Origin of the sequence: Arthrobacter alpinus (assembly GCF_001294625.1) — a bacterium.
GTDB classification, from domain to species: domain Bacteria; phylum Actinomycetota; class Actinomycetes; order Actinomycetales; family Micrococcaceae; genus Specibacter; species Specibacter alpinus_A.
This window is the reverse complement of sequence record NZ_CP012677.1, coordinates 2219933-2236972: the sequence shown is the minus strand read 5'-3', so window position 1 is coordinate 2236972 and position 17040 is coordinate 2219933. Positions and strand designations below refer to the sequence as shown.

Genomic DNA, 17040 nt, shown 5'->3' with positions numbered 1-17040 from the left:
TACCGGGTGCCGTGAAAGGAAGCGTGTTATATGGAGGTCATCATCCTCCCGAGCAGCAAGGAAATTGGGGCGCTTGCCGCCGACGCCATCGAAGCCTTGGTGCGTAACAAGCCCAACGCCGTCCTTGGCCTGGCCACCGGGTCCTCCCCGCTGCCCATCTACGACGAGCTGGCACGCCGCCACGACCAGGATGGCTTGAGCTTCGAAGAGGTCAGCGGTTTCGCCCTGGACGAGTACGTGGGCCTGCCTGTTGGCCACTATGAGTCCTACCGGGAGGTGATCCGCCGCGAGTTCACCAACCGTGTCGACGTCGGTGCCGCGAACGTGCACGGACCCGACGGCTCAGCCGAAGATATTCAAGGCGCTTGCGAAAGCTATGAAGCGGCCATCAAGGCAGCCGGCGGAATTGACTTGCAGATCCTCGGTGTCGGCACCAACGGGCACATCGGTTTCAACGAGCCGGGTTCATCCCTGGCCTCGCGCACACGCATCAAGACCTTGGCCGAGCAGACTCGCCAGGACAATGCGCGCTTCTTTGACAATGTAAGACAGGTTCCACACCACGTGGTGACCCAGGGCCTGGGCACCATCATGGATGCCCGTCATGTGGTCCTGGTGGCCTTTGGTGCCGGGAAGGCCGACGCCGTTCGCGACTTCGTGGAGGGCCCCGTCTCGGCATCGTGCCCCGCGTCCGTGCTGCAGTTCCACCCGCGCGCCACGATCGTCATTGACGAGGCCGCCGCGGCCAAGCTGGGCGGAGCGCCCGCGTACCGCCACGCGTTTGAGAACAAGCCGGCCTGGCAGGGACTCTAAAGTCCAAGCACTCAAGGAAGTCCGGCAGGGACTCTAGGGAACGACGGCGGGGGTGGGGTTGTGATGAACCCCGCACCCCGCCGTCGAACTTTTTTGCCAGCGGCAGGTTCCTTGGTGAGTCGTTGCGCCGAAGAGGCTAGAATGTTCTCATGAGCTTGCCACCGGACCCCTTTGAAAACGATCCCCTTTACGGACCTGGCCAAACCGGCGGATCCACTGCTGTCATTGAGCGCACGGAGCTGAGCCCCGTGGTGGAGCCGGGCGACAGCGAACGCTTCTCGCACTATGTGCGCAAGGAAAAGATCATGGAATCAGCCATGACCGGCGATCCCGTGATTGCCCTGTGCGGCAAGGTCTGGACGCCGGGCCGCGATCCCAAAAAGTTCCCTGTGTGCCCCGATTGCAAAGCCATTTACGAGGGTTTGAACCCCGAGGGCGGCAAGGGCAAGGGACCTAAGAATCCCAAGAAGTAACAGCAGTTTCAAGGGCGCTGTACGGGCCCTTATTTTGGCGCGCCCAGCAAGAGGGCGCGCATATGGAAGAAGTGATTTGATGGCGGGGAATTCGTGACGGAAACATTGTTTGGTGGCCCGTCGCTGCCTCCCGCCTACCCTGATCGTGCCGCCTGGGGTACGGCGCAAAAGTTGCGTGCCTGGCAGACGGAGGCCATGGCGAAGTACTTTGCGCAGAGCCCGCGGGACTTTCTGGCCGTGGCGACGCCCGGCGCCGGAAAGACCACCTTTGCGCTGCACGTTGCCACTGAGCTGATAGCTCGCGGCACCATCAACCGGATTACGATCGTTACGCCCACCGACCACCTGAAGCGCCAGTGGGCTGATGCCGCCGCGAAAGTTGGCATCTCCATTGACCCGAACTTTAAGAACGCCGACGGCCGGCATGGCAAGGGCTTCATTGGCGTGGCAGTCACCTATGCGCAGGTCGCGAGTAAACCGTTGCTGCACCGGGCCAAGACCGAGGCCGCACGGACACTGATCATTCTCGATGAGATCCACCACGGCGGCGACGCGCTGAGCTGGGGTGACGGGATCCGTGAGGCGTTTGACCCCGCCGTACGCAGGCTGGCGCTGACAGGAACCCCTTTCCGTTCAGACACTGCCGCCATCCCGTTTGTGGAGTACGCCGAAGACCGGGACGGCATCCGCCGCTCCAAGGCCGACTACACCTACGGCTATGGCGAGGCGTTGAAGGACCACGTGGTCCGACCCGTCATGTTCATGGCCTACTCCGGGGAGATGCGCTGGCGCACCAGCGCCGGCGAGGAAATGGCGGCCACCCTGGGTGCCCCCGTCACCAAGGACGTCACCTCGCAGGCGTGGCGCACGGCGTTGAACCCTGCTGGGGAGTGGATACCGGCTGTTTTGGCTGCCGCCGACAAACGTCTCCTGCAAGTGCGCCGGGCCGTGCCCGACGCGGGCGGACTGGTCATCGCCACCGACCACGAGGACGCACGGGCCTACGCCGGACAGCTAAAAAAGATTACGGGCGAATCACCGACCGTTATCTTGTCCGACGATGCCAAGGCCTCGGATAAGATCGACGAGTTTTCTGCTGGGGAATCCCGCTGGATGGTGGCCGTTCGCATGGTGACCGAAGGTGTCGACGTGCCGCGCCTGGCGGTTGGCGTGTACGCCACCTCCACGGCAACGCCGCTGTTCTTTGCCCAGGCGATCGGGCGTTTTGTGCGTTCCCGAAAGCGCGGCGAAACAGCGTCGGTGTTCCTGCCTTCGGTGCCGAACCTGATGGAATTGGCCAACCAGCTTGAGTTGGAACGAGACCACGCCCTGGACCGCCCCGACAAGGACCCCGACGGGTTCATGGAGGAAGACGCCGAGATGGAGGAAGCCAACCGCGAGGAAAAGGCATCCGACACCATGGAGAAATTCAAGTTCGAGGCGTTAGGGTCCCAGGCCTCCTTTGACCGTGTGCTGTTCGACGGTGGCGAATTCGGCACCGGCGGGGAAATCGGCAGCGACGACGAGCTGGACTTCCTTGGCATCCCGGGTCTGCTCGACGCCGAACAGATGGGCGTGCTGCTGCGCCAACGTCAGGCCGACCAGCAGTCACGCCGCCGTCGCAAGAGCGCGGCAACAGGCGATGCGCAAGCGCCGGAACCTGTGGTGATGGATCACCGCATGCTCATGGATTTGCGTAACGAGCTGGCCAAAAACGTCTCCGCGTGGAGTGCACGCTCGGGGATGCCACACGGCATGGTGCACAGCGAACTGCGGCGCATCTGTGGCGGACCGGCAGTGGCCCAAGCCAACGAGCCCCAGCTGCAGCAGCGCATGAAGAAGCTCCAGGACTGGTTCCTCGGGAAGAAGTAGGTCCAGTTTGTCCAGACCCGGGGGCCGTTGTGGTGATTCGAGGGTGGCCGGCCCGCCTCGAATCACCACAACGCCCCCCGGGACAACGGCCTATTTAATCTCGACCCCGGCGTCCTCGAGCTCTTCGAGGGCTTCCTCGCTGGCATCGTCATCCACGCCGGCAACGTAGTCGCGCAACACGGTGGTGTTGTAGCCGGCTGTGACGGCGTCAAGTGCCGTGGCGCGGACGCAGTGGTCGGTGGCCAAGCCCACGATCACCACGTCCTGGACGTCGTTCTCCCGCAGCCAGTCGTCAAGGCTGACAGGCGTTTCAGCGCCGTCCTCGGCGGACTCGTGCGCCTCGCGTTCGCCCACGGCAACCTCGTCCTCGGGGGCCAGCAGGCCGTCAAAACCTGAGTAGGCGGCGTCGAACCTGCCCTTGCGGAAGTACGCGTCGATGTCCTCGGTGTCCAGGTTGCGGTGCAGCGCCGCGCCCTTGGACCGGGCCACACAATGCACGGGCCAGCTCGTGCGGAAGTCGGGGGTCTCGGAGAAGTGGCTGCCCGGGTCAATATGCCAGTCCTGGGTTGCCACGATGAAATCAAAGTCGGAAGCCTCGGAGATGAACTCGGTGATCTCGGTGGCGAGAGCGGCCCCGCCCTTCACAGCGAGGGAACCGCCTTCGCAAAAATCGTTTTGCAGGTCCACAATAATGAGTGCCTTGGCCATGGGGGTGTCCTTCAAGTCGCGGTTGCTAATTGTTCGTATTCTGTGGGAATGACGGGGTCGCCGCGTTGGAGCCTGCGTGCGGCGCCCGGCATCTCCGCCATGGAAGCGGTGTGGCGGGCAGCAGCCCGGCGCACCCCTTCGGCTCCCGTCCAACCGGGCGTGAGCACGCCGTCGGCGATGAATTGCTGGATCAGGGGTCGGTCGTTGCCGTCATTGGCAGGCATGGACCCGATTCCCACCACCTCACTGGTAGCCGTTCCGCGTTCGTTGAGCCGGCGCAAGGCGTACTTTTTGCCGCCTACGCTTGCCTTGTTCTTGGCCGCCTTGGCCACGGAGACGAATTCGCCGTGGTCGTCCTCGCGGGAGACCAGCTTGTAAACCATGGAGGCCGTGGGGGCGCCGGAGCCCGTCACCAATGAGGTGCCCACACCATAGGAGTCCACCGGGGCTGCCGCCAACGCCGCAATGGCGAACTCGTCTAGGTCCGAGGTGACGGTGATGCGTGTGCTGGTGTTGCCGAGCGAATCCAGCAAGGACCGCACCTCGTGTGCCTGGGCCACCAGGTCCCCGGAGTCCAGCCGCACGCCACCTAAGGCGGGCCCGGCAAGGTCCACGGCCAGGCGGACGGCGGTTTCGACGTCGTACGTGTCAACGAGCAAGGTGGTACCTGTGCCCAGGGAGGCCAGTTGGGCGCGGAAGGCATCCTCTTCGGTGTCGTGCAACAAGGTGAAGGAGTGGGCGGCAGTACCCTGGGTCAGCACGCCGTAGCGTAGGCCGCATGCAAGGTTGGAGGTGCTGTGGAAACCGGCGATCACGGCGGCACGTGAGGCGGCCACGGCAGACTCCTCATGCGTGCGGCGTGAGCCCATCTCAATGCACGGGCGTGAGCCTGCAGCGCCGATCATCCGGGAGGCGGCCGAGGCGATTGCGGAGTCGTGGTTCAACACCGAGAGCACGTACGTTTCCAGGATGCAGGCTTCGGCAAAGGTGGATTCGATGGTCAAGATGGGCGAATTGGGGAAATAGAGTTCGCCCTCTGCGTAACCGTAGATGTCGCCGGAGAACTTAAAGTTGGCAAGCCAGGCCAAGGTTTCGTCATTGACCACCTTGTTATTGGCCAAAAAATCCAGCTCGTCAGTCCCGAAGCGGAAGTTCTCCAAGCCTTCCAAAATACGTCCGGTTCCACCGACAACCCCGTACCGGCGGCCGTCAGGCAGGCGTCGGGCGAACGCCTCAAAAACCCCGCGGCGGTGGGCGGTCCCGGAATGCAATGCCGCCTGGAGCATGGTCAGCTCGTAGTTGTCGGTAAACAAGGAGGTGCGGGGTTGGCCCCATCTTGATGCGGTAGTCACGGAAATTACTCTAGTGCCGCGACACTAGAATGGACACATGAGTGTCAGCACAGCCCCGGAAACTGATCGGGATCTATCCACCCAAACATTCTCCGCACCGGACATCCCCTGGGATTTGCTCGTGTGGAACGATCCAGTGAATTTGATGAGCTACGTCAGCTATGTCTTTCAAAGCTACTTTGGCTATTCGGAGGCGAAAGCGGCCCAATTGATGCTTCAGGTGCACACGGAAGGCAAATCCGCCGTCGCCCATGGCTCGAAGGAAAAAATGGAAGCCCATGCGGTGGCCATGCACGGTTTTGGCCTGTGGGCCACGGTTCAGAAAGGTGACGGACGTGGCTAAAGCATTCACCTCCGGCCGGCGCGGGATCACCGGCTACCTTGAACCTGCGGAGCGAGACCTGCTGCGCAAGCTCTTCGCCGACATCATCGTCATGTTGGAACCGTCCTCACCCGCCCATCAGGACCCGCTGGCGGCCCTGATCGGTCTGGACATGGACGTTGCCGTACCCACCGATCCGGCGCTGCTGCGGCTGCTGCCGGACGCTGTGAAGGACGACGGCGACGCCGCCCTTGAGTTTCGCCAGCTCACCGAACGCTCACTGCGGGAAACAAAGATCGGCGCCCTGCGCGCCGCCTCCTTGGGCCTTGAGAGCGAGAAGCTTGTCCTGGACGCCGGGGCCGCCAAACTGTGGTCAATGGCCTTGAACGACGTCCGTCTGGTCCTGGGCGAGCGGCTGGAAATCCGTGATGAAAACGACGCGGAGCGGGTCCACCAGGTCCAGGACTGGGGCGACGCGGACGACGTCGAAAGCTACCTTTCGCTGGTCTACAACTTTGTTTCCTGGTTGCAGGAAAGCCTGGTCCAGGCGATGCTGGCGGGCCTGAAGAGCGGAAAGTAGTGCCGGTGCGGGTGTCTGTGACAAAGCAGACGAGGCGAAATCCCCCCACGTGGGCGGGCTTGCATCTATCCTGAGACGATCATGAGCACAACACCCTGGGACATTCAATCCACAACTCAGCCGGTTGCCGCAGCAGGCCCGCAAGCGATGGCCGAGCGAGCCATCGGCATTTTTGACTCCGGCGTGGGCGGGCTGACCGTGGCCAGGGCGGTCATCGACCAGCTGCCCAACGAGTCCATCCTGTACGTGGGGGACACCGCCAACGGCCCGTATGGCCCCCTGCCCATTGCCGAGGTCCGGGCCAACGCCTTGGGTGTCATGGACGAGCTGGTCGACGCCGGTGTGAAACTGCTTGTCATCGCCTGCAACTCCGCCTCCGCGGCCGTGCTCCGTGACGCGCGCGAACGCTACACGGCTAGGTACGGAATCCCTGTGATCGAGGTCATCCAGCCCGCAGTGCGCCGGGCGGTGGCGGCAACACGCAGCGGTAATGTGGGCGTCATTGGCACCGTTGCCACGGTGGGCTCCAAAGCGTACGAGGACACTTTTGCCGCGGCGCCAGAGCTGCGGATTACCTCCGTGGCGTGCCCGGAATTTGTCCGGTTCGTGGAATCGGGCATCACGGCGGGGCCGGAAGTGCTTTCCGCCGCAGAGGCCTACCTTGCCCCGCTGAAAGCGGCAGCTGTTGACACGCTGGTGCTCGGCTGCACCCACTACCCGCTGCTAACCGGGGTGATTTCCTACGTCATGGGGGATTCTGTGACACTGGTCTCCAGTGCGGAGGAAACCGCCAAGGACGTCTACAAGGCCCTTGTCAACCACGATCTGGAGCGGGTCTCCACGGCGCCGCCCACGCACAATTTCCTTGCCACCGGTGACGCCGGGCAGTTCGGTGTGCTGGCCCGGCGTTTCCTGGGCCCGGAGGTGCGCAGTGTGGAACACGTCAGCCACGTCTCGGCGCACTACCCCACCGGATCAATGGCCAAGATCACCCCCGAGATGATCGGCGCGGCCAACGCCTCCTCCTCCGGCGGCACGTCATCTCGGATGTCCAATTTTGTTTTGCACGACTCGGTCGGCAAACTGGCTATTCCGGGCATTGCAATGGGGGAGCGTACGTGAAATTGACGATAGTGGGATGCAGTGGTTCCTTTCCCGGGCCGGCGTCACCGGCGTCCTGCTACCTGCTGACCGCGCACGACGGTGTGAGGCCGTGGCGCATCCTGATCGACTTGGGCAGCGGGGCCCTGGGTGCGGTGCAAAACTATATGGATTTAGAAGACATCGACGCGATCTTCCTCAGCCACCTGCACCCGGACCACTGCATGGACCTGTGCGGCCTGCATGTGGCAGTGCGATGGAGCCCCCATGGCTGGAATCGCGGACGCATCCCCGTGTGGGGCCCTGCCGCAACCGCGGACAGGCTCGCCACCGCATACGGCCTGGATCTGGACCCGGGCATGCGTGAAGAGTTTGATTTCCAGCTGTGGGCCGAACGTGTTCCCGTCACAGTTGGCCCGTTCAAGGTCACCCCGTTCAGCGTCAACCATCCCACCGCAGAGGCCTACGCACTGCGGGTGGAATCCACCGAATATGATGGCACCGGTGTTGACCGGACTGTGGTTTTGACCTACTCCGGCGACACGGATTCCTGCCAAGCACTTGAGGACGCCGCCGAGAATGCGGACTTCTTCCTCTGCGAGGCGGCCTTCGAGGAAGGCCGCGACGACGCCATCAAGGATGTGCATCTGACGGGCAAGCGGGCTGGTGAGGCCGCCACCCGGGCCAATGTCCGCAGGCTGTTGCTGACCCATATTCCTGTTTGGACGGATGCCAACACCGTGGTGGCCGAGGCTCGAGGCGTCTATTCCGGGGACGTTGCAGCTGCCGTAGCCGGCGTGCACTACATGATCTAGACCCATACCACTGGTTGGCAGGCAGGGCCGCGAGTGAATCCCGTCCAAAAGGATTACTGGTGTTGTGCCGACAGACGGTTAGGCTCGAAGGAAGCAGACGGGGACTGTGCCGTCGAAGAAGACACGAAAAGGACTCACTACATATGAGCAACATGCCGATGCCAAGCTACAACCCCGAATGGTCGGGACAGTCCGTAGTTGCCCTGCCGGAACGCCCGCAACAGATCCGCTGGGCCTTCTGGCTCATCATGGCGGCGGCGGTCATGCAGGTCATCTCCGCAATTTTCGGTGTTCTGTTCATGTCCACGGCCGCCTTCAGGGATAGCATTGCGGCGGAGATCGCCAAGCAGGATGTGCCGGCAACAAACCAAGACGTCGTGGGGATCACGGTGTCCTTCTCCATTGGCACCGTCATCGTCACCGCAGTGCTGGCCGTCATTTTATACGTTGCCATCGCCTTCTTGATCAAGGCCGGACGAGGCTGGGCGCGCATCGTGGGCGCCGTGCTGGCAGCCATCTCGCTGACACATCTGTTGAACCTGACGATGCCCGACGGTATCTTCACCATTTTGCAGGTCCTGGCCGGGATTGTGGCGCTCATCTTTTGCTTCATCGCCCCGGGCTCGAAGTATTTTTCAGACATGAAGAACGTCCGCCTCGCAAACAAGGGTGGCAAATAAGCCACCACGGCGGCCGTTGACGGTTACCGGGCTCCGCAACCTCGCCGCGCTCGGCCGGGGCCCCTACGCCCGTTAAGCTTGGTTCATGACAACTAGCGAAACCTTGCGCGCCGACGGCCGCACCCCCGACCAGCTCCGCGACATCACCATCACCCGCGGCTGGTCCAAGCAGGCCGAAGGCTCGGCCCTGATCGAGTTCGGCAACACCCGTGTACTGTGCACAGCCTCCCTGACGCCGGGCGTGCCGCGCTGGCTCAAGGGCGAAGGCACCGGCTGGGTTACGGCGGAGTACGCCATGTTGCCGCGCGCCACGAACACCCGCAACTCCCGCGAGTCCGTCAAGGGGAAAATCGGTGGCCGCACGCACGAGATCTCCCGCCTGATCGGCCGCTCGCTGCGCGCCATCATTGACACCAAGGCGCTGGGCGAGAACACCATCGTCCTGGACTGCGACGTCCTGCAGGCCGACGGCGGCACCCGCACCGCGGCGATCACCGGCGCCTACGTGGCCCTGGCCGACGCCATCGCCTACGCCAAGGAAAACAAGCTGATCGCCAAAAACGCCCAGCCGCTTGTCGACACGGTTTCGGCCATCTCGGTCGGGATCATCGACGGTATCCCTATGTTGGATCTGCCCTATGTTGAAGACGTGCGCGCCGAGACGGACATGAACGTGGTCGTCACCGGATCCGGCAAGTTTGTCGAGGTTCAGGGCACCGCCGAGGGCGCGCCGTTCGACCGCGACGAGCTCAACGCGCTGCTTGATCTGGCCCTAATCGGCACCACGCAACTGACCCAGATCCAGCGCGAAACCCTCGGCCTCTGATGCCTGCACCCAAACTGGTCCTGGCCACCCACAACCAGGGCAAGCTGCGCGAACTGCGCGAACTGTTGCGCGGCCAGGTACCCGGTTTGGACGTGGACACCGACGTGGTCGATGCTGGAGCCCTGCATGCGCCCGACGTCGCCGAAACGGCTGTCACCTTTGCCGGAAACTCTCGCCTGAAGGCCCAGGCCGTGGCACGGTTCACTGGGGTTCTGGCGATTGCCGACGATTCCGGACTGGCCGTTGATGTCCTGGGTGGGGCGCCGGGCATCTTCTCGGCCCGCTGGGCAGGAACCCACGGCGACGACGCGGCGAACCTGAAACTGTTGCTCGCCCAGCTTTCAGATATTGCCCCCGAATACCGTGGCGCCCGCTTCGTGTGTGCGGCCGCCCTGGCCAGCCCCGACGGAACGCTGGACGTGGTGGAAGAAGGAACCTTGGAGGGAACCCTGCTGGCGGCGCCTCGGGGAGAGGGCGGCTTCGGCTACGACCCCATCCTGGCGCCCATGGGCCTTGAGGTCTCCTGCGCCGAGCTGAGCTCCGCGGAGAAGAACGCCATCAGCCACCGGGGCAACGCCTTCAGGGCGCTCCTGCCGCACATTGTGAAGGCCCTCTCTTAATCCGGCCCACAAACAGAAGGCGACCCCCGGCTCTCAAGCCGTGGGTCGCCGTCGTTGGTTAAGGGTAAGGGTTAGGACTTCTTGGCCTTGCGGCTGGAAAGGAAAGCCTTGGTGAACTCAAAGATGATCGGCAGCACCGAGACCAGCACGATCAGGATGAAGATGATGTCCAGATTCTTCTGGACCCACGGGAAACGGTTGCCCAAGGCGTAGCCGAGCAGGGTCACACCACCGGCCCACAGGACGGCGCCAATGGCGTTGAAGATGACAAAGTGGCGCATGTTCATCCGGGCCACGCCCACGATCACGGGGACAAAGGTGCGCACGATCGGCACGAAACGGGCCAGGATCAGGGCCTTGCCACCGTGCTTTTCAAAGAAGGTGTGGGCATGCTCCACATGTTCTTTCCTGAACAGCTTGGAATCGGGCTTGTTGAAGATGGCAGGGCCGGCCTTGGCTCCGATCAGGTAGCCCACCTGGTTGCCCACAAAGGCGCAGAGGATCAACATGGACATCAGGGCCCAGATGTTGATGGGCATGTGGCCGGTGCTCACCAGCAGGCCAGCGGTGAACAGGAGCGAATCGCCGGGCAGGAAGAAACCCACCAGCAGGCCGGTCTCGGCGAAAATGATGGCGCAGGCGATGATGACAACCCAGAAGCCGATGGCCTCGTTGCCGAGGATCACCTGGGGGTCCAGCCAGTCAGGGAGGATGCTCAGAGTTGGGGCAGGGCCGTGACCCATGAGTGCGGGCAGGGCGAAGTCGCTCAAGGCAGAAAGTATCACCGTCCAAGATTACGGTACATAGCTGGGGGAAACCTCCGACCGCGGGTGGAAACCGATCCTTGACACCGGTCCCATCGACCTCGCACTTAGTTTCATGAGTAGTGAACCAGCTAAGCGATGGGCCTTTCGGCAAGGGCCTGGATCGCCGATGTCCGGGGTCCGTCGGTGATCGACGACAGCAAGCCGAGCTTCTTGCAGATTGCGCAAATGATTGAAAGCGACATCGTGGATCACGTGTTGACCGTATTGGTGGGCAGGCGCTGCGATGATTTTTATGACCAATACGTCAGCCCGCTGGCCCGCGAAGCAAGAAAGCCTGGCATCGACGGTGACCAGCTGGCACAAATGCTGGCGCGCGAACCCGGCGCCGTCAAGACAACCCTCATGTCCATTCTCACCGCCCAGGGCTTTGCCAGTACCGGCACCGAGTCAGTGTTCGGACAGCCCCCTATGAAAACGACAAGGTACTGAGCCGGATCTGTTTAATCCGGGAATCCCAAAAGTACCCCGACGACTGCGCGCTTCCGCTCAAGCGTTGTATCAACAAGCTCTCCCGCGGCCAGTTGTCGGCCGTCGGTGTGATCATCGGACTTGCCTCCCGGGCCGAGCTCACTTTCTTCGACGAACCCTATCTGGGCCTGGACGCCGTGGCCCGACAGCTCTTCTACGACCGCCTGCTGCCAGACTACGCACAGTCCCCGCGCACCATCGTGCTCTCCTCCCACCTGATTGATGAGGTGCCGAACTTGCTTGACCACGTCATCGTGATCGATCAAGGCAGGATCATCGTGGACGACGACGCCGAGAACATCCGCGGATCCGCCGTCAACGTCGCCGGTCACAGTGCCCGGGCGGAGTCCTTGCGGCCGGACGAAAGATCCTGCACCCTCAGAACATTGGGGCGCTTGTCTCCTTGACCCTCGACTCCGGGGCTGCGGACGCGAAGCCAGGGCGCAACTCATCAATAAATGGACGTTCCTGGGCATACCGCCAGTGACCCTGGTGGCCTCCTTCGCTCGGGGAATCCAGTCCCTGACGCTGACCTTCCCCCTCTCCCAAGGCCTGGGCGTGAGCCGGCGCAGCTTCTTCATTGGCACCGTCGACTTGTTTGCCGTGGTGGCGGCCGCCGTTTCGGGGCTCTACGTGGCCCTCGGCGCCGTGGAAACCACCTCGCAGGGGTGGGGGCCTGAACGGGCGCATGTTTGCCCTCCAATGGGGAGCCACCGGCTACAAGCGGTGGCAAGCGACCGGACCCTGGTCATGGGGCTCTCCCTTGCCGTGGCCGCCGTCGCCGCGTACCTGACGCTGCGCCGCGCCACTCCCTAGCTGACATACCTAGCTGGAGGACGACGGCGGTGGGCGGGGTTGGACGCGGATCCCGCCCACCGCCGTCGTTCGGTGTCGGGGCGGGGAGGTAGCCTTGAAGGGTGCCTGTGGACTTTACTGCTATTGATTTTGAAACCGCCAACGGATTTAGGGGTTCCCCTTGTTCCGTGGGCCTGACGAGGGTCCGCAGCGGAGTGGTGGTCGAGGAAGGCTACTGGCTGATGCGTCCGCCGGAGGGCCACGACCACTTCGATTCACGCAACATCACCATCCACGGGATCACCCCCGACGCGGTGGTGACGGCGCCGCGTTTCCGGGACGTCTTCCCCGAGGTGCAGGCATTCATTGGCGCCGACGCGCTGGTGGCCCACAATGCCGCCTTCGACATTGGCGTGATCCGCTCCGCCTCCGAGGTTTCTGGGATGGCTGCCCCGGGATTTGACTACGCGTGCACGGTGGTGCTGTCGCGCAAAAACTATTCCCTTCCTTCCTATTCGTTGCCCTTTGTGGCCGAGGCCGCCGGCGTACCGCTGCTCAACCACCACGACGCCGTGGAGGACGCCCGGGCGTGCGCCGGCATCATGGTTGACATTGCGGGCAAGCACAACGCTTCCAGCGTGCGCGAGGTCTTTGCATCGATGAAGCTGGCCATGCCCCACATCGACTCCTACGATCCGACCACGGATGAAATGTCCAAGGCCACGCGCACAGCCCTGGAGAAAATGGCCGAGTTGAAAGCCGGCGGCGGGCCTGCCTCCGGCCGGGGCGGGAGTTCGGGTTGGGCCACCGAGGGACCCAACCCGGTCCCCAACCCGGCGGCGGAACGATCGCACCCCCTGTACGGGCAGACGCTCGTCTTCACCGGAGACCTGGGTGTGGGGCGCCCGGAGGCGAAGCGCCGGGCCGCCAGCTACGGTGCCCAATGTGCCAGCAATGTGACGCTCAAAACCACGGTGCTGGTGGTTGGCAGCGGCTTCACTGCCACGGACCTGCGCAGCGGCCGGCTCACCTCCAAGGCACAACGCGTGCTCGAACTCCAGCGCCGCGGCCAAGGCATCGAGGTGCTCTCCGAGGGCGAGTTCATGCAGATGGTGGCTTAGCGCAGCCCCTGCCCAACGTCATGCAAGGCAACAATGCTTGGGCGCCTGCGCTGCTTGGTCCTACTCTGGGGAAATGACCGAGCTCAGCGATCGCCGCTCCACCGCCACCGAGTTCATCCAGGTGCCCCAGCGCAGCCGGATCAAGGAGCTCTTTGCCTTTCCCAACCCCGTGAACGAGCACGCCGCCCGGTTCACCGCGGGTCTTGTGCTGGTGTTGGCACTGGCCGCGGTCCTGTCGGCACAGATCTGGTTGGTGGCGGCAATCGCGGCAGGCTTCCTCTTGCGGGTGGCTTTTGGCCCCCGCATCTCACCGGCAGCCATCTTCTCGGTCAGAGTTCTGGCTCCGCTGCTTGGCGAGCCCAAACTCGTCCCCGGCCCGCCCAAGCGATTCGCCCAAGGCATTGGCGCCGTCCTCTCGATCAGCGCCTTGGTGCTTTTGCTGCTCGGGGTGCCAATGGCCGGCTGGGCCTTGATGGCGCTCTTGATGGTGGCGGCCTCGCTGGAGTCCTGCATGGGCCTGTGCCTTGGCTGCATCATGTTCGGGGCGTTGGCGCGGCGAGGTTTGATCCCGGCCGGCCTCTGCCAGGAATGCACCAACCTCACGCCCGGCCAGGCCTGAGGCGTCCCTAGCCGGCGGTGAGCTTGATGAACTCGGCGCCAAGGTGACGGATCAGCGCCGGAGCCTCGGCGAGTTTTAGCCAGGCCAAGGGAAACGCTGACTCCCCGTAGAAGGCGCCGAGGATGTTCCCGGCGATAGAGGCGGTGGAGTCACTGTCGCCGTCGTGGTTGACGGCCAGGCGCATGGCCGCTAGAAAATGCTCCACAGGCGAAGCCGAGTCGTACGCGGTGGCAAGAACGGCGTAGATACCCACGGCGAGGGCTTCTTCGGCCACCCAACCCAGCCCCAGCGCATCCGTCAGCGAACCACCCGAGAGGGGGGCGCCGTCCTTGGCGGAGAGGGTGAGGGCGGCGTCAAGACGCGCCAACAAGTCCGGGTCCGCCCCGGCTTCCTCCTCGGCCCTGGCCTTGGCAGATTCGGCCGCCCCGCGCAGGGAGAGCCCACGGATGGCAAGGGCGTGGATGAGCCAACTGAACGCCCCCGACGACTGGCGCGCGGACGGGTGGCCGTGGGTCAAGGAGGCGGCATCGAAGCTGATTTTGTAGATAGTCTCGGCGGGAACGTTCGGCAGCAGGCCGTACGGGGCCGACCGCATGACCGTGCCGCAGCCCTTGGAATCGGGGTTCACAGGGCGGAAAGTGGTGCCCATTTCCCCCGTGGCAAGCCCGGTGACGCAGGCATTTCCCGGGTGCCGCTGGTGGTGGAGCACGCTTTGGCGGTCAATCCAGCGCGACGGCTGCTCCGGGGCGTGGCCGGCGGCCCGGATGCCCTGGGTTTTCAGCCAGCGCAGGTACGCCAGCCACTGGCAGGCGTTGGCATCTGCCCCCACCCCGCCGTTTGCCCACTCCAGAACCTCCAACAGGCCATCGAGGGTGTACAGGGTCATTTGCGTATCATCGGAAAAGTGCAGCTGACCGGAGGCCTGGGACAAGTCCAGCAGGCCGGAGGGCCCAAACGTGGTCTTGATCTCGGACAGCGAATCGAACTCCACCAAATATCCCAACGTGTCACCCAACGCCCCGCCCATGAGCGTTCCATGCACTCGGGTGGCAAAATCGGCCGGGGGAGCGTTGACGGGCTCGGATGCAATAGTCATGAGACCCAATTTACCGGCAGGGGGCCGTGCCCGCCCACACCCGGTGCGCTGCCGGTGCGCTGGCACTGGCGGTGCGGACATGATTTCGATAACAGTGGGCCGTAGAATCGAGGCTAAACCACCAACTTGAAGGAGAAGCATGCGCGACCCCGCTTGGCGCCGTACAGGGAAAACACCTGACTACAGGTTTTCCCTGGCCAATGAAAGGACTTTCCTGGCCTGGGTCCGCACCGCGTTGGCACTGCTGGCAGGGGCGGTGGCCATTGACCAGCTGGCCCCGGAAATTGCACCGACTGCCGTCCGGGTCATCTTGTGCATGGTGCTGGCCTTGATTGGCGCTGCGCTGGCCGTTGTCAGCTACCGGCGTTGGGCCCATCAGGAGCAAGCCATGCGCAACGATCAGGAACTGCCGCACTCCTGGCTGCTGATGGGGATGACAGTAGTGGTGTCGGCCGCCGCAGTGGTCTTTGCCATCTTGATCCTGGCCCGGCCCTAGACGGTGGAAGACTCCCCAGCAATAGTGCGGGACCCCGGGCTGCAACCTGAACGCACCGCCCTGTCCTGGCGACGCACCATCATGAGTGCCATCATTGCCGCCATCCTCATCTGGCGCGGCTGGTTGACCGCCCTGACGCACGAAAATTCCGGTGGGAGCACCGAGGGCCTGTTCAGCCAGGGATACTCGGCCCACGTGATCGGCCTGGGCATCTGCGCCATGGTGGCCTGCCTGACCACCCTGACGTTGGTGGTCTGTGCGGTGCACCGAATACGGTTGCTGCGCGCCGGCGTCGCAGATCTGGAGCACGAAGGTGACATCGCCGTTTCGGCGCTTACCTTACGTACAGGATCGGCCGCTATAGTAGCTCTGGCTGTTGCCGCGATCTGCGCCATTGCCTTGGGCATGTGAGGCAACTTTCGTCCATCGACGCCACGAACTTTTCTTCTTTCTACGCAAGTTTCTACGCAAGGACTTTTCCATGAGAACATCTGGAACGACGCCGGCCACGGTGCAGGCCTACCCGCTCAGTACCCGAGTGGCTCTTGAGGCTTTGGGTAGCTTCTTCATCGTCTTTGCCGGACTGGCGACTGCGTTGTTCAGCCCCACAGGCTCGGCGGCGACCATCGGATTCGCCTATGGTCTGGCACTGTTGGTGTGCTTGATTGCCTTCGGACACGTCACCAACGGCTACTTCAACCCCGCGTTTTCACTGGCCATGGCCGTGGCAGGGCGGATCAAGTGGCTCTCCATGGTGCTGTACGTTGTGGCCCAGACCATCGGTGCCCTACTGGCGTCTGTGGTTCTTCTGGCGCTGCTGAAGGTCATGCCGGCGGGGGCAACCCCGGAGACCCCGAAGCTCTTCGGGGCGCTCGCCAACGGCTTTGACTCGCATTCCCCCTCACAGGTACCCATGGTGGGTGTGTTGATCGTGGAGATCGTCCTGATGGCCGTGCTGGTTGCCGTGCTGCTCGGTGCCACCTCCTCACGCAACAAGTCAACGATGGGCCCCATCGCCGTCGGCCTGGCATTCGCCGTGGCGATCGTCATCACCATGCCGCTGAGCAACGGTTCGCTGAACCCGGCCCGTGCCACGTCCGTGGTATTCCTTGCCGACTCCTGGGCCATGGGCCAGTTGTGGCTGTTCTGGCTGGCACCGCTCTTCGGGGCAGCCCTGGCCGCCGCCATATACCGCTCTTTTGCCCCGGCCAGTGCGCCGGCCCCGGTGCAGGAGCCGGTGGACGGCCTTGTGTCCTCCGACACCCCTGAGCCAGCCACTGCTCCGGCCGAGGACGACGACGAGTCAGCTCTGCCCAAACCGGTCCCTGCCGTCCCCGCTGCCAAAGAATCACCGGCCGCCTCAGAGGCTGCAGCGAAGAAGAACGACGCCCAGGACTTCTTCGACTCCAAGGGCAAATAACTCGCCCAGCTGGAATCCGGCCCAGAATGTCGGTGG

The 17040-nt window shown here is 63.6% G+C and carries 20 protein-coding genes and 1 pseudogene; 17 read left to right on the top strand and 4 right to left on the bottom strand.

Annotated features, from left to right (window positions below; all coding sequences use genetic code 11):
• Positions 1–30 precede the first annotated feature (30 nt).
• The 3 genes from nagB (at position 31) to AOC05_RS10070 (ending at position 3158) form a co-directional block, all read left to right on the top strand.
• On the top strand, positions 31–813 hold the full coding sequence (gene nagB / locus AOC05_RS10080; RefSeq protein ID WP_062007104.1) for a glucosamine-6-phosphate deaminase: 783 nt from the start codon (positions 31–33) through the stop codon (positions 811–813).
• Between the two features lie 149 nt (positions 814–962).
• Positions 963–1286, top strand: coding sequence for a DUF3039 domain-containing protein (locus tag AOC05_RS10075; RefSeq protein ID WP_062007103.1), 324 nt, complete (start codon positions 963–965; stop codon positions 1284–1286).
• Between the two features lie 93 nt (positions 1287–1379).
• Positions 1380–3158 (top strand): DEAD/DEAH box helicase, encoded by a 1779-nt coding sequence (locus tag AOC05_RS10070; protein WP_062007102.1) that lies wholly within the window; start codon positions 1380–1382, stop codon positions 3156–3158.
• Between the two features lie 90 nt (positions 3159–3248).
• On the opposite strand, the gene AOC05_RS10065 is transcribed toward AOC05_RS10070, so the two are convergent.
• Positions 3249–3866 (bottom strand): isochorismatase family protein, encoded by a 618-nt coding sequence (locus AOC05_RS10065; RefSeq protein ID WP_062007101.1) that lies wholly within the window; start codon positions 3864–3866, stop codon positions 3249–3251.
• A gap of 11 nt (positions 3867–3877) precedes the next feature.
• Positions 3878–5152: a nicotinate phosphoribosyltransferase gene (locus AOC05_RS10060; RefSeq protein WP_420480394.1), complete on the bottom strand. Its 1275-nt coding sequence runs from the start codon at positions 5150–5152 to the stop codon at positions 3878–3880.
• A gap of 103 nt (positions 5153–5255) precedes the next feature.
• Between AOC05_RS10060 and clpS the strand changes: the two genes are divergently transcribed.
• The 7 genes from clpS to rdgB all read left to right on the top strand — a co-directional run bounded on the left by clpS (position 5256) and on the right by rdgB (position 10162).
• A complete protein-coding gene (clpS, locus tag AOC05_RS10055; RefSeq protein ID WP_062007099.1) occupies positions 5256–5561 on the top strand; it encodes an ATP-dependent Clp protease adapter ClpS in 306 nt (101 codons plus the stop codon).
• Positions 5554–6120, top strand: a complete 567-nt coding sequence (locus AOC05_RS10050; protein WP_062007098.1) for a DUF2017 domain-containing protein — start codon at positions 5554–5556, stop codon at positions 6118–6120. The genes clpS and AOC05_RS10050 overlap by 8 nt, the downstream gene beginning before the upstream one ends.
• Positions 6121–6267: 147 nt before the next feature.
• A complete protein-coding gene (murI, locus tag AOC05_RS10045; protein ID WP_062009621.1) occupies positions 6268–7242 on the top strand; it encodes a glutamate racemase in 975 nt (324 codons plus the stop codon).
• Positions 7239–8036 (top strand): MBL fold metallo-hydrolase, encoded by a 798-nt coding sequence (locus AOC05_RS10040; protein WP_062007097.1) that lies wholly within the window; start codon positions 7239–7241, stop codon positions 8034–8036. Before murI ends, AOC05_RS10040 begins: the two co-directional genes overlap by 4 nt.
• Before the next feature lie 143 nt (positions 8037–8179).
• Entirely contained in the window at positions 8180–8716 is a 537-nt protein-coding gene (locus AOC05_RS10035) for a hypothetical protein (protein WP_062007096.1), read from the top strand.
• Between the two features lie 85 nt (positions 8717–8801).
• On the top strand, positions 8802–9542 hold the full coding sequence (gene rph, locus AOC05_RS10030; protein WP_062007095.1) for a ribonuclease PH: 741 nt from the start codon (positions 8802–8804) through the stop codon (positions 9540–9542).
• A complete protein-coding gene (gene rdgB / locus AOC05_RS10025) occupies positions 9542–10162 on the top strand; it encodes an RdgB/HAM1 family non-canonical purine NTP pyrophosphatase (protein ID WP_062007094.1) in 621 nt (206 codons plus the stop codon). Before rph ends, rdgB begins: the two co-directional genes overlap by 1 nt.
• A gap of 71 nt (positions 10163–10233) precedes the next feature.
• Here the strand turns inward: rdgB and AOC05_RS10020 are convergent, their stop codons facing one another.
• Positions 10234–10932: a VTT domain-containing protein gene (locus tag AOC05_RS10020; protein WP_230085295.1), complete on the bottom strand. Its 699-nt coding sequence runs from the start codon at positions 10930–10932 to the stop codon at positions 10234–10236.
• A gap of 222 nt (positions 10933–11154) precedes the next feature.
• On the opposite strand from AOC05_RS10020, the pseudogene AOC05_RS18925 reads away from it, so the two are divergent.
• From AOC05_RS18925 to AOC05_RS09995, 4 genes and pseudogenes are all read left to right on the top strand, one after another.
• A pseudogene (locus AOC05_RS18925) lies at positions 11155–11869 on the top strand (ABC transporter ATP-binding protein); the annotation flags it as partial.
• Positions 11870–11949: 80 nt separating this feature from the next.
• Positions 11950–12273, top strand: a complete 324-nt coding sequence (locus AOC05_RS10005; RefSeq protein ID WP_157374957.1) for a hypothetical protein — start codon at positions 11950–11952, stop codon at positions 12271–12273.
• Between the two features lie 101 nt (positions 12274–12374).
• Entirely contained in the window at positions 12375–13373 is a 999-nt protein-coding gene (locus tag AOC05_RS10000; RefSeq protein WP_062007089.1) for an exonuclease domain-containing protein, read from the top strand.
• 73 nt (positions 13374–13446) lie between these two features.
• The gene (locus tag AOC05_RS09995; RefSeq protein WP_082357910.1) at positions 13447–13992 is read left to right on the top strand and encodes a DUF4395 domain-containing protein; all 546 of its coding nucleotides are present in this window, start codon (positions 13447–13449) and stop codon (positions 13990–13992) included.
• 7 nt (positions 13993–13999) lie between these two features.
• On the opposite strand, the gene AOC05_RS09990 is transcribed toward AOC05_RS09995, so the two are convergent.
• On the bottom strand, positions 14000–15082 hold the full coding sequence (locus AOC05_RS09990) for an ADP-ribosylglycohydrolase family protein (RefSeq protein WP_395939517.1): 1083 nt from the start codon (positions 15080–15082) through the stop codon (positions 14000–14002).
• A gap of 145 nt (positions 15083–15227) precedes the next feature.
• Between AOC05_RS09990 and AOC05_RS09985 the strand changes: the two genes are divergently transcribed.
• From AOC05_RS09985 to AOC05_RS09975, 3 genes are all read left to right on the top strand, one after another.
• A complete protein-coding gene (locus tag AOC05_RS09985) occupies positions 15228–15584 on the top strand; it encodes a YidH family protein (protein WP_062007087.1) in 357 nt (118 codons plus the stop codon).
• A 3-nt stretch (positions 15585–15587) separates the two neighbouring features.
• On the top strand, positions 15588–15995 hold the full coding sequence (locus tag AOC05_RS09980; RefSeq protein WP_082357909.1) for a DUF202 domain-containing protein: 408 nt from the start codon (positions 15588–15590) through the stop codon (positions 15993–15995).
• A gap of 70 nt (positions 15996–16065) precedes the next feature.
• A complete protein-coding gene (locus tag AOC05_RS09975) occupies positions 16066–17004 on the top strand; it encodes an aquaporin (RefSeq protein WP_062007085.1) in 939 nt (312 codons plus the stop codon).
• Positions 17005–17040 lie beyond the last annotated feature (36 nt).